Source organism: Arthrobacter sp. BG5 (assembly GCF_056680155.1).
In genome coordinates, this window is the sequence record NZ_CM155268.1 from 3,593,411 (window position 1) to 3,605,220 (window position 11,810).

Below are 11,810 nucleotides of genomic sequence, written 5' to 3' on the forward strand. Positions count from 1 at the left end.
AAGCACTATGACTGACGCACCAACCCCAGACGCCGCCCAGCCCGCGGACGCCGTGCAGCCCGCCGATGCCCAGCCGGCGGAGGCCGTGCAGCCGCCGGCGCGCAAACCGCGGCGCGCCCTGCTGCTGACCCTGTTCGCCGGATTCGCGGTGTTCGCCTACGTGTTCGACCAGCTGACCAAACTCTGGGTCACGGGCACCATGACCGAGGGCGAACGCATCCCGGTGCTCCCGCCGCTGCTGCACTGGTACTACATTCGTAACTCCGGCGCCGCCTTCTCGATCGGCGAGAACGTCACCTGGGTGTTCACCATCATCATGGCGGCCGTCTCCGTCGCGATCCTGCTGCAGCTGCGCAGGCTCGGGTCCGCCTCGTGGGCGCTGGCGCTGGGGCTGCTACTCGGCGGCGCGCTGGGCAACCTGACCGACCGGCTGTTCCGTGAGCCCTCGTTCGCGATGGGCCACGTGGTGGACTTCATCCAGCTGCCCAACTTCGCGATCTTCAACATCGCCGATTCGGCCGTGGTGTCCGCGGTGGTGATCATCTGCCTGCTCACGCTGCGCGGCATCGGCCTCGACGGCTCCCGCCTCAACCAGCGCCAGGACAAGGCAGCCACCGGCGCGCCCGCGCCGGAGCCCACCACACCGGACCACACCGGGAACGGCCACAATGTCTGAGCCCGGCCCGGCACCGGAGCAGGCACGCCGGCACTTCAGCATCCCGGCCGAACTCGCCGGCACCCGGGTGGACGCGGGGCTGGCGAAACTGATGGAGATTTCCCGGTCCCAGGCCGCGACGCTGATCGCCGAAGGCCATGTCAGCAGCCACGGCAAGCCCGTGGGGAAGTCCCTCAAGCTCAGCGCCGGCGGCGAGCTCGACGTCGTCGTCCCGGAGCGCCGGGACCCGCTGGAAGTTGTGGAGGAAGTTGTGGAAGGTCTGAAGATCCTGTTGGACGACGAAGAGTTCGTCGTCGTGGACAAACCCGTCGGGGTGGCCGCCCACCCGTCGCCGGGCTGGGTCGGGCCCACCGTCGTCGGCGGCCTCGCCGGCGCCGGCTACCGGATCTCCACCTCCGGTTCGCCGGAACGCGCCGGGATTGTGCACCGGCTCGACGTCGGCACCTCCGGCGTGATGGTGGTGGCCAAGACCGAGAACGCCTACACGGCGCTCAAGCGGGCCTTCAAGGAACGCACCGTGGACAAGGTGTACCACGCCGTCGTGCAGGGCCTGCCGGACCCGCTGGCCGGCACCATCGATGCGCCGATCGGCCGGCATCCCGGCCACGACTGGCGCTTCGCCGTGATCGAGGACGGCCGCGACTCGGTGACCCATTACGAGGTGCTCGAAGCCTTCGGGAAGGCCTCGCTCGTGGAGGTGCACCTGGAAACCGGCCGCACCCACCAGATCCGGGTGCATTTCTCCGCGCTGCGCCATCCCTGCGCCGGCGACCTGACCTACGGGGCCGATCCGCGGCTGGCCGCCACCCTGGGCCTGACCCGGCAGTGGCTGCACGCCCGGCAGTTGTCCTTCGACCACCCGCGGACGGGGGAACGGGTCACCGTGACCAGCGAGTACCCGCAGGACCTCAGGTACGCCCTTGAGGTGCTGGAGTCCGGCAACGCCTAAGCGGCGGTCCGCCCCGCCGTCGTGCCGGGCACGTCAGTGTCCGTGCCCGGCACTAGAATGATTCGGTGACTTCCAGCAACAACTCGTTCGTCCACCTCCACAACCACACCGAATACTCCATGTTGGACGGTGCGGCGCGCCTCGGGGAACTCTTCGATGAGACCGAGCGGCTGGGCATGCCGGCGCTGGCCACCACGGACCACGGCTACCTCTTCGGGGCGTTCGACTTCTGGAAGCGGGCCACGGACAAGGGCATCAAGCCGATTATCGGCGTCGAGGCCTATGTCACGCCGGGCACCGCGCGCACCGACAAGACCAGGGTGCGCTGGGGCGAAGAGAACCAGCGCAAGGACGACATCTCCGGCGGCGGCGCCTACACGCACATGACGCTGCTCAGCTACAACAACGTGGGCATGCGGAACCTGTTCCGGGCCTCCTCGATCGCCTCCCTGGACTCGGTCTTCGGCAAGTGGCCGCGGCTGGACCGCGAGCTGCTGAACACGTACTCCGAGGGCCTCATCGCCACCACCGGCTGCCCGTCCGGCGAGGTCCAGACGAGGCTGCGGCTCGGGCAGTACCGCGAGGCCCTCGAGGCCGCGGCCGAGTTCCGCGACATCTTCGGTGCCGAGAACTACTTCTGCGAACTCATGGACCACGGCCTGGACATTGAACGCCGCGTCACCGGCGACCTGCTGCGCCTGGCCAAGGAACTGAACCTGCCGCTGGTGGCCACCAACGACCTGCACTACACCCACGAGCACGACGCCAAGGCGCACGAGGCGCTGCTGGCCATCCAGTCCGGCTCGACCCTGCTGGAACCCACCTACGACAACGGCGGCTCGCGCTTCGCATTCTCCGGCAGCGGCTACTACCTGAAGTCCCCGCAGGAAATGCGGGAACTGTTCCGCGACCACCCGGACGCCTGCGACAACACACTGCTGATTGCCGAACGCTGCGAGGTGTCCTTCAACACCGGCGCCAACTACATGCCCCGGTTCCCCTGCCCGGAAGGGGAGGACGAAACGTCCTGGCTGGTCAAGGAAGTGGACAAGGGCCTCCACTACCGGTATCCGCAGGGCATCCCGGACAAGGTCCGCCAGCAGGCCGACTACGAGCTGGAGGTCATCACCTCGATGGGCTTCCCAGGCTACTTCCTGGTGGTTGCCGACTTCATCAACTGGGCCAAGAACAACGGCATCCGGGTGGGTCCCGGACGTGGCTCGGGTGCAGGCTCCATGGTGGCGTACGCCATGCGCATCACCGACCTGGACCCCCTGCACCACGGGCTGATCTTCGAGCGCTTCCTGAACCCGGACCGCGTCTCCATGCCCGACTTCGACGTCGACTTCGATGACCGGCGCCGCTCGGAAGTGATCGACTACGTGACACGCAAGTACGGCGACGAACGCGTCGCCATGATCGTCACCTACGGCACCATCAAGACCAAGCAGGCGCTCAAGGACTCCTCCCGCGTGCTGGGCTACCCCTTCAGCATGGGCGAGCAGCTGACCAAGGCCCTGCCGCCGGCGGTGATGGCCAAGGACATCCCGCTGGCGGACATCCAGAACCCCGAGGCCAAGCGCTACGGCGAGGCCGGCGACTTCCGGCAGCTGATCAGCACCGACCCCGAAGCCGCGAAAGTCTTCGAGACCGCGCTGGGCATTGAGGGCCTGAAACGGCAATGGGGCGTCCACGCCGCCGGCGTCATCATGTCCTCGGACCCCATCATCGACGTCATCCCGATCATGCGCCGTTTCCAGGACGGCCAGGTCATCACGCAGTTCGACTACCCGACCTCCGAGGGCCTCGGCCTTATCAAGATGGACTTCCTGGGCCTGCGGAACCTGACGATCATTTCCGACGCCCTGGAAAACATCAAAATGAACCGCGGGATCGACCTCGACCTCGAGTCCCTGGCCCTCGACGACGCCGCCTCCTACGAACTGCTGGCCCGCGGCGACACGCTCGGCGTGTTCCAGCTCGACGGCGGCCCCATGCGGTCCCTGCTCAAGCTGATGAAGCCTGACAACTTCGAAGACATCTCCGCCGTGCTGGCGCTCTACCGACCGGGACCGATGGGCGCCAACGCGCACACCGATTATGCGCTGCGCAAGAACAAGATCCAGGAAGTCATCCCGATCCACCCCGAACTCGAGGAGCCGCTCGCCGAGATCCTTGGCGGCACCTACGGCCTGATCGTGTACCAGGAGCAGGTGATGGCGGTGGCGCAGAAGCTCGCCGGCTACACCCTGGGCCAGGCCGACATCCTGCGGCGCGCCATGGGCAAGAAGAAGAAATCCGAGCTGGACAAGCAGTTCGCCGGCTTCTCCCAGGGCATGCAGGACAACGGCTACTCGATGGCCGCGGTCAAGACCCTCTGGGACATCCTGCTGCCCTTCTCCGACTACGCCTTCAACAAGGCGCACTCGGCCGCGTACGGCGTGATCTCCTACTGGACCGCCTACCTGAAGGCGCACTACGCGCCGGAATACATGGCCGCGCTGCTGACTTCCGTGGGCGACGACAAGGACAAGTCGGCGATCTACCTCAATGAGTGCCGCCGCATGGGCATCACGGTGCTCCCGCCGGACGTCAACGAATCGGCGCTTAACTTCACCCCGGTGGGCAATGACATCCGCTTCGGCATGGGGGCGATCCGCAACGTAGGCGCCAACGCCGTCGACGCGATGGTGGCTGCGCGCGAACGCGAAGGCGCCTACACCTCCTTCAAGGACTACCTGATGAAGGTGCCGGCGGTGGTCTGCAACAAGCGCACCATCGAATCGCTGATCAAGGCCGGCGCCTTCGACTCGCTGGGCCACCACCGCCGGGCCCTGGCCATGATCCACGAAGAAGCCATCGACTCGGTCATCACGCTCAAGCGCAACGAGGCGATCGGCCAGTTCGACCTGTTCGCCGGCATCGACGACACCGAGTCGGAATCCTCGCTGAGCATCGAGATCCCCGAGCTGCCCGAATGGGAGAAAAAGGACAAGCTCTCCTTCGAGCGCGACATGCTGGGCCTCTACGTCTCGGACCACCCGCTGCAGGGCCTTGAAGGGCTGCTGAGCCAGCACGCCGACCAGTCCATCACCTCGATCATCGCCGAGGACGGGCCGCACGACGGCGCCATCATCACCATCGCGGGCATGATCACCTCGCTCAGCCGGCGGATCGCCAAGGCCAGCGGCAACGCCTACGCCCGGGCCGAGATCGAAGACCTCGGCGGCTCGGTGGAAGTGATGTTCTTCGGGCAGGTCTACGGCCCGATCGCCTCCGTGCTGGCCGAGGACCTGATCGTCGTCGTCAAGGGACGGCTGCAGCGCCGCGACGACGGCGCAGTGGCCCTGAACTGCATGGAACTGTCGGTACCCGACCTCAGCGAGGGCCTGGACGGGCCGCTGGTGATCACCATGCCGACGCACAAGGCCACCGAGGCCGTGGTGAACGAACTCGGGGAGGTGCTCCGGACGCACCGCGGCAAGTCCGAGGTCCGGCTGCACCTGCACGGCGACTCCCGGGTGGAGGTCATGGGACTGCCCGTGCATCTGCGCGTCAACCCCAGCCCGTCCCTGTTCGGCGACCTCAAGGTGCTGCTGGGCCCGACCTGCCTGGACAGCTGAGCCTGCCCGTTTCGATGGTTCCCTGCCCGCTCGACGACGGTAAACGTGCCGCGGGCCGCTGACCGTCGAATCGGGCGGCCTGCGGCCTAGATTTCGTAGTCGAGCGGCACCGGCTGGCTGTAGCTGCCACCGTGGTAAAGCAGCGGTGCGCTGTCGCCGCCGAGCGCGCCGTCGACCACCTCGACGACCACCACGGCGTTGTTCTCGAAGGAGAGCCGCATCTGGATCTTGCCGATCAGCCAGCCGGTCACGTCCTTGAGGATGGGGACCTCGTGCGGGCCCAGCGCCCAGTGGTCACCCTCGAACCGGTTGCTGGTGCGGGCAAACCGGTCGGCGAGCTCCTGGTTCTCCAGCCCGAGCATATGCACTCCGATGTAGGCGGAATTCGCGACGGCGGGCCAGGAGCGGGAGGTCCGGGCCATGTTGAAGGTGAACCGCGGCGGCTTGGCCGAGAGGGACGCCACCGAGGTGGCGGTGAAACCGTAGGGCACGCCGTCGTAGTTCACGGTGATGATGGCGACTCCGGCCGCGTGGCGGCGGAACATTTCCTTGAACGTTCCTTCGAAGGCTTCTTCGGCTGAGGCCACTGTGGTTCATCTCCCTGCTGTTCTGCGACTGGTGCTCACTGCCAGCGTATTCCTGCGGGCGCCGCCCGCGGTATTCGGCCGGCGCCCAGGAGGCGTCCGGGCGTCACGTGCCCTGCGGCGGCGTAATGTCCGGCGCCGCCGGATCCTTTGTTAAGGTTTGTTGCATGACACAACCTGCGGTGCACGTGCCCGTTGACGACTACGACGGCGCCCCCGCGCACGCCGCACCCCGGCGGCCCGGGCGCGCCGTGCCGTGGACGGGGCTGGCCGTGATCGCCGCGGCGGGCCTCCCGGTCGGCCTGCTGTGGTGGCTCCTGGCGCCGACCGGCCTGAACCTCCTCACCCGGGACCCCGCCCTCGCCACCGGCAGCAACCCCGAGACCTGGCTGCCCCGCGACCTCGTCCTGGCCGGGTTGTTCCTGCTGGTCGGCTGCCTGTCCGGGGTGCTTATTGCCGGGAACCGGCCCGCGCGGCTGGGAACCGCGACGGTGGTCCTGGCCGTCGCCGCAGGTGCCGCGGGTGCCTTGCTGGCGTGGGGGACCGGGGTGTTCGCCGGCAGTGTGTGGGGCGCCGCGGAGGACACCTCGGCCAGCGCCAGCATCGCGTTTTCGCTGCGCGCTTACGCCATGCTGGCCATCTGGCCGGCCGCCGTCGCCCTGGCGATCTTCCTCGCCACCGTTTTCGGCCACTCCGAGCCGAACCAGGCGCCCGGGCCGCAGGCCTGACACAGCGTCCTCCGGACGCCCGGGACGCTCCGGGCGGGGTGCCGCGTAACAGCGTCCGGGCCCGGCCCGGCCGGCGCGTAAAATGGATGCGTGACCCCCACTGCTGACAGCCCCGTACCTTCCGCCTCCCTGCCCACGGCGCCCGCCACCCTCGACTTCCGCACCGTGGACGTGCGCGGGCAGCGGCTGTCCCTCGCCGGGCTCCGCGCCGCCGTCCCGCGGGCGCAGCACGGCACCGTGGCCGATGCCGAGCAAAAGGTCCTGGACATTATTTCAGCGGTCCGGAGCCGCGGCTTCGAGGCGCTGCGCGAGCTGGCACTGAACTTCGACGGCGTCGACCAGGCCCACCCGCGCGTCCCCGCCGGGGCCCTCAAGGCCGCGCTGGACGGGCTGGACCCGGCCGTGCGCGCCGCCCTGGAGGAGTCCATCAGCCGGGCACGCCGCTTCGCCGATGCGCAGCGGCCGGCAGACACCGACGTTGAACTCGGCGAAGGCGCCGTGGTCAGCCAGAAGTGGGTCCCGGTGGCCCGCGTCGGGCTGTACGTCCCGGGCGGCCTGGCGGTCTACCCTTCGTCCGTCATCATGAACGTCGTCCCGGCGCTGGCCGCCGGCGTGGAGTCGATCGCGCTGGCCTCGCCGCCGCAAAAAGACTTCGGCGGACTGCCGCACCCCACGATCCTGGCGGCCGCGTGCCTGCTGGGCATCGAGGAGGTCTACGCAATCGGCGGCGCCCAGGCCATCGCCGCGTTCGCCTACGGCATCCCCGGCGGCACCGGTAACTCCGACGACGGCACCGACGCCGGCATCGACCCGGTCGACGTCGTCACCGGGCCGGGAAACATCTTCGTCGCCACCGCCAAGCGGCTGGTCAAGGGCGTCGTGGGCATCGACTCCGAGGCCGGAACTACCGAGATTGCCATCCTGGCCGACGCCACGGCCCGGCCCGGGCTGGTCGCAGCCGACCTGATCAGCCAGGCCGAGCACGATCCGCAGGCCGCGTCCGTGCTGATCACCGACTCCGAGGAGCTGGCCGCCGCCGTCCGCCGCGAACTCGGCATCCAGGCGGCCGCGACCAAGCACAGCGCCCGCGTGTGCCAGGCCCTGTCCGGTCCGCAGTCCGGCGTCGTCCTGGTCGAGGACCTTGAGCAGGGCATCGCCGCCTGCGACGCCTACGCCGCCGAACACCTGGAAATCATGACGGCGGACGCCGCCGGAGTGGCCGCACGGATCCGGAACGCCGGCGCAATCTTCGTGGGCGACTACAGTCCCGTCAGCCTGGGGGACTACTGCGCGGGCTCCAACCACGTGCTGCCCACCAGCGGCACGGCTGCGTTCTCCTCCGGGTTGAACGTGACCACCTTCCTTCGCGCCATCCAGGTGATCAACTACAGCCGGGGCGCGCTGGAGGAGGTCAGCGGGCACATTGTCAGCCTCTCCGGCGCCGAGGACCTGCCGGCGCACGGCCAGGCCGTCACGGCACGGTTCGCCGCAGGGGCGTAAACCGGGCGCCGGGCGCCAGGCCGGAGCAGCGCCCGACCACAACATGTAGTAATTACAGGCTTGTTATTCAGCAACATCTAGTCGTAAACTGATCCCGGAAGCGCCATCACGGTGCTCCGGCGCTGTGATGGTGTCCAGGCTTGCGGCAGGGAGGAACCGACGTGTATTGCCCGTTCTGTCGTAACCCTGATTCGCGCGTGGTGGACAGCCGCATCGCCGACGACGGTTCCGCCATCCGGCGCCGCCGGCAGTGCCCCGAATGCGGGCGCCGGTTCACCACCGTGGAAACCACCAGCCTCACCGTCATCAAGCGCTCCGGCGTCGGCGAGCCGTTCAGCCGCAGCAAGGTCATCAACGGCGTGCGGAAGGCCTGCCAGGGCCGCCCCGTCACGGAAGACGACCTGGCCATGCTGGCGCAGGAAGTCGAAGAGACCATCCGGGCCTCCGGCGCCGCAGAGATCGACGCCCACGAGGTGGGCCTCGCCATCCTCAACCCCCTCCAGCGCCTCGATGAGGTGGCCTACCTGCGCTTTGCCAGCGTGTACCAGGCCTTTGAATCGCTGGAAGACTTCGAGTCCGCCATCGCCTTGCTCCGCCACGAGGCGGAGACCAAGGGGCGCGAAGGCAAGAACTCGCAGAAGAGCCCGCTCTAGGCTCAGCCAAGCTCCGGTGGTGGCAGCGGAGGGGAAGCCGCGGCCACCACCGGCTCCAAGTCTTGCGTGCGGGGCTACTTGGCCAGTTTGTGCGTCAGGGCGACCTCGATCGCCGCGCCCACGATGCCGGCGTCGTTCTTCAGCTCGGCCGGAACAATGGGCGTGCGCAGCGACATGTGGGGCAGGTACTCGTCGGCGCGCTTGGAGATGCCGCCGCCCACGATGAACAGTTCCGGTGAGAAGAGGAACTCGACGTGGGAGAAGTAGCGCTGCAGCAGCACGCTGTATTCGGCCCAGCTCAGGCCGTCCCGCTCACGGGCGACGGCGGAGGCCTTGCTTTCGGCGTCGAAGCCGTCGATTTCGAGGTGGCCCAGTTCGGCGTTCGGGACGAGTTTGCCGTCGAAGATGAAGGCGGAGCCGATGCCGGTGCCCAGCGTAATGACCAGGACGGTGCCCGAGATCCCTTCGCCGGCACCGTAGCGGGCTTCGGCCAGGCCGGCGGCGTCGGCGTCGTTGATAACCTCAACCGGGCGGCCGAGGCGCGCCGTCAGCAGGGCATCGATGTCCAGGTTCAGCCAGGAGTTGTCCACGTTCGCCGTCGAGTGCACGACGCCGTGCTGGATGATGCCCGGGAAGGTCACGCCGACCGGGGAGTCGGGAGCCGGGGCGTCGGGACGCTTGGAGAGCTCCGTGACGACCTGCGCGACAACTTCAGCGACGGCTTCCGGGGTGGACGGCTGCGGGGTGGGGACGCGGAGCCGGTCGCCCACCAGCTTGCCCTTCTTCAAGTCGACGATGCCGCCCTTAATGCCGGTGCCACCGATGTCGATGCCGATCAGCGGTGCGTTCTTCTTCGACTTCTCGTCCTTCTTGGCCAATGGGCTTCCGTTCGTGGCAGGGGCGGGGTGGGTCTTCGGGTATTTTGCGGGTGTTGCGGGGATCAGGGGAGGGTCAGGACCTCGGCGCCGGACTCCGTGACCAGCAGCGTGTGCTCGAACTGCGCAGTCCGTTTGCGGTCACGCGTCACGACCGTCCAGTCGTCAGCCCACATGTCCCACTCGACCGTGCCCAGCGTCAGCATGGGCTCGATCGTGAAGACCATGCCGGCCTCAATGACGGTGTTGTACGCCGGTGCGGCGTCGTAGTGCGGGATGATGAGGCCGGTGTGGAAAGCCTCGCCGACGCCGTGGCCGGTAAAGTCCCGGACGACGCCGTAGCCGAAGCGCTTGGCGTAGGACTCGATGGTCCGCCCGATTACGTTGATTTCGCGGCCCGGGGCCACCGCCCGGATGGCGCGGCGCAGCGACTCTTCGGTGCGTTCGACCAGCAGCCGGGACTCCTCGTCGACGTCGCCCACCAGGAAGGTGTAGTTGGTGTCGCCGTGCACGCCGCCGATGAACGCCGTGATGTCGATGTTGAGGATGTCGCCGTCCTGGACCACGGTGCTGTCCGGGATGCCGTGGCAGATGACTTCGTTGAGCGAGGAGCACAGGGATTTGGGGAAGCCGCGGTAGCCCAGGGTGGACGGGTACGCCTGGTGGTCGAGGAGGAACTCATGCCCCACCTTGTCCAGCTGGTCCGTGGTGACGCCGGGGGCAATGTGCTTGCCGACCTCGACGATCGCCTGCGCTGCAATCCGCGAGGCGATCCGGATCTTCTCGATGGTCTCTGCGGACTTGACCTCTGAGCCGGTGAACTTGGCCGGTGCGGGCTTGCCGACGTATTCGGGGCGCGGGATGGACGCCGGCACGGCAAGCTGGGGGCTGACTGTTCCCGGGACAAGGGTGCCGATGGGTGCAGTCGAGGTGAGGGAAGGCATAGATTGATTCTATAAGCCCCCGGGCGCAGCCCGGAAAATACAGCGGAAAATACAGCCGGAAAAGACAGTCGAAAGCAACCGGCGGGCACACCCGAAAGGACCACCGATGACCGAATACTGGTACAACGTCAACACCCACGAGATCGAGGAAGACGCGATGTCCGACTGGAGCCAGCTGATCGGCCCCTACAAGACCCGCGAGGAAGCCGAACACGCCCTTGAAAAGGTCAAGGCCCGCAACGAGGCCTGGGAAAAGGGCGACGAGGACTAGCGGAGACTCCGGCTAGAAAGAGTGCTCCGGGCCGGGGAAATGGCCTGAGCGGACGTCGTCGCCATAGGCTTTCGCGGCGTCGCTCAGCGTGGTCCGCAGGTCCGCGTACTGCTTGACGAACTTGGCCATCTTCCCGCCGCGCAGCCCGGCCATGTCCTGCCAGACCAGCACCTGGCCGGTGGTCGCGTTCCCGGCCCCGATACCGATGGTGGGGACCTCGACGGCGGCGTCCACGGCAGCCGCCGTCGGCGCCGGAACCATCTCCATCAGCACGCAGAACGCACCGGCGTCGGCCAGGGCGACGGCGTCGTCGATCAGCCGCTGGGCGTCGTCGCCGCGGCCCTGGACCCGGTAGCCGCCGAGGGCGTGTTCGCTTTGCGGGGTGAAGCCGATGTGCGCCATCACCGGGATGCCGGCCTGGACCATGGCCCGGACAGTGTCCGCGTAGAACTTGCCGCCCTCAATCTTGACCGCGTGTGCGAGCCCCTCCTTGAGGAACCGCACGCCTGTCGCGACCGCCTGCTGGGCAGACACCTCGTAGCTGCCGAACGGCAGGTCGGCCACCACCAGCGCGCGCCGCGCGGACCGCGTCACCGCCCGGCACAGCGGGATGAGCTCGTCCACGGTGACGGGCAGGCTCGTTTCGTTGCCGAACACGTTATTGGAGGCGGAGTCTCCCACCAGCAGCACCTCGATGCCGGCCGCATCGAAGATCTCCGCGGTGTACTGGTCGTAGGCCGTCAGCATGGCGAAGCGCTCACCGTTGAGTTTGGCCTGCCGCAGGTGGTGGGTGCGGATCCGGGCGACGGGCTTGGCGCTCTCCTTGGCACTGCCGTCCTTGGCACCGCTGTCTTTGGCGCTGTCCGACGCCGGAACCTGGGCTGCGCCGGACTCCGCCGGGACGCCGGATGCGGGGCCGTTGCCGTAGGGGGCGGCGAGTTCTGCGGACATGCTGGATTCGGGGCTGTTGCTGGGGGCCATGCCACGAGCGTAGTGCGATACCCGGG

11 protein-coding genes are annotated in these 11,810 nt (G+C 68.0%); 7 read left to right on the forward strand and 4 right to left on the reverse strand.

The features are described 5' to 3' along the window. The first annotated feature begins 7 nt into the window (after nt 1-7). The 3 genes from lspA to dnaE all read left to right on the forward strand — a co-directional run bounded on the left by lspA (nt 8) and on the right by dnaE (nt 5,248). Nucleotides 8-676: a signal peptidase II gene (gene lspA, locus AC1MBE_RS16450; protein WP_479779727.1), complete on the forward strand. Its 669-nt coding sequence runs from the start codon at nt 8-10 to the stop codon at nt 674-676. Continuing rightward, nucleotides 669-1,625 carry an RluA family pseudouridine synthase gene (locus AC1MBE_RS16455; RefSeq protein WP_479779728.1) on the forward strand — a complete coding sequence of 319 codons (957 nt, stop codon included), beginning with the start codon at nt 669-671 and terminating at the stop codon, nt 1,623-1,625. Before lspA ends, AC1MBE_RS16455 begins: the two co-directional genes overlap by 8 nt. A 65-nt stretch (nt 1,626-1,690) precedes the next feature. Continuing rightward, nucleotides 1,691-5,248 (forward strand): DNA polymerase III subunit alpha, encoded by a 3,558-nt coding sequence (gene dnaE, locus AC1MBE_RS16460; RefSeq protein ID WP_479779730.1) that lies wholly within the window; start codon nt 1,691-1,693, stop codon nt 5,246-5,248. A gap of 86 nt (nt 5,249-5,334) precedes the next feature. Here dnaE and AC1MBE_RS16465 read toward each other — a convergent pair whose 3' ends face one another. Further along, nucleotides 5,335-5,793 (reverse strand): flavin reductase family protein, encoded by a 459-nt coding sequence (locus AC1MBE_RS16465; RefSeq protein ID WP_479782674.1) that lies wholly within the window; start codon nt 5,791-5,793, stop codon nt 5,335-5,337. Between the two features lie 206 nt (nt 5,794-5,999). Between AC1MBE_RS16465 and AC1MBE_RS16470 the strand changes: the two genes are divergently transcribed. The 3 genes from AC1MBE_RS16470 to nrdR all read left to right on the forward strand — a co-directional run bounded on the left by AC1MBE_RS16470 (nt 6,000) and on the right by nrdR (nt 8,713). Beyond that, on the forward strand, nt 6,000-6,560 hold the full coding sequence (locus AC1MBE_RS16470) for a hypothetical protein (RefSeq protein ID WP_479779732.1): 561 nt from the start codon (nt 6,000-6,002) through the stop codon (nt 6,558-6,560). 90 nt (nt 6,561-6,650) lie between these two features. Beyond that, a complete protein-coding gene (hisD, locus tag AC1MBE_RS16475; RefSeq protein WP_479779733.1) occupies nt 6,651-8,060 on the forward strand; it encodes a histidinol dehydrogenase in 1,410 nt (469 codons plus the stop codon). A gap of 161 nt (nt 8,061-8,221) precedes the next feature. Then, entirely contained in the window at nt 8,222-8,713 is a 492-nt protein-coding gene (gene nrdR, locus AC1MBE_RS16480) for a transcriptional regulator NrdR (RefSeq protein ID WP_479779735.1), read from the forward strand. 74 nt (nt 8,714-8,787) lie between these two features. On the opposite strand, the gene ppgK is transcribed toward nrdR, so the two are convergent. Further along, nucleotides 8,788-9,591, reverse strand: coding sequence for a polyphosphate--glucose phosphotransferase (gene ppgK / locus AC1MBE_RS16485; RefSeq protein ID WP_346959049.1), 804 nt, complete (start codon nt 9,589-9,591; stop codon nt 8,788-8,790). A 62-nt stretch (nt 9,592-9,653) separates the two neighbouring features. Then, a complete protein-coding gene (gene map / locus AC1MBE_RS16490) occupies nt 9,654-10,532 on the reverse strand; it encodes a type I methionyl aminopeptidase (protein WP_479779737.1) in 879 nt (292 codons plus the stop codon). Between the two features lie 106 nt (nt 10,533-10,638). Between map and AC1MBE_RS16495 the strand changes: the two genes are divergently transcribed. After that, nucleotides 10,639-10,803, forward strand: coding sequence for an SPOR domain-containing protein (locus tag AC1MBE_RS16495; RefSeq protein ID WP_346959047.1), 165 nt, complete (start codon nt 10,639-10,641; stop codon nt 10,801-10,803). Between the two features lie 12 nt (nt 10,804-10,815). Here the strand turns inward: AC1MBE_RS16495 and panB are convergent, their stop codons facing one another. Continuing rightward, nucleotides 10,816-11,784, reverse strand: coding sequence for a 3-methyl-2-oxobutanoate hydroxymethyltransferase (gene panB / locus AC1MBE_RS16500; RefSeq protein ID WP_479779739.1), 969 nt, complete (start codon nt 11,782-11,784; stop codon nt 10,816-10,818). Between the last annotated feature and the right edge of the window lie 26 nt (nt 11,785-11,810).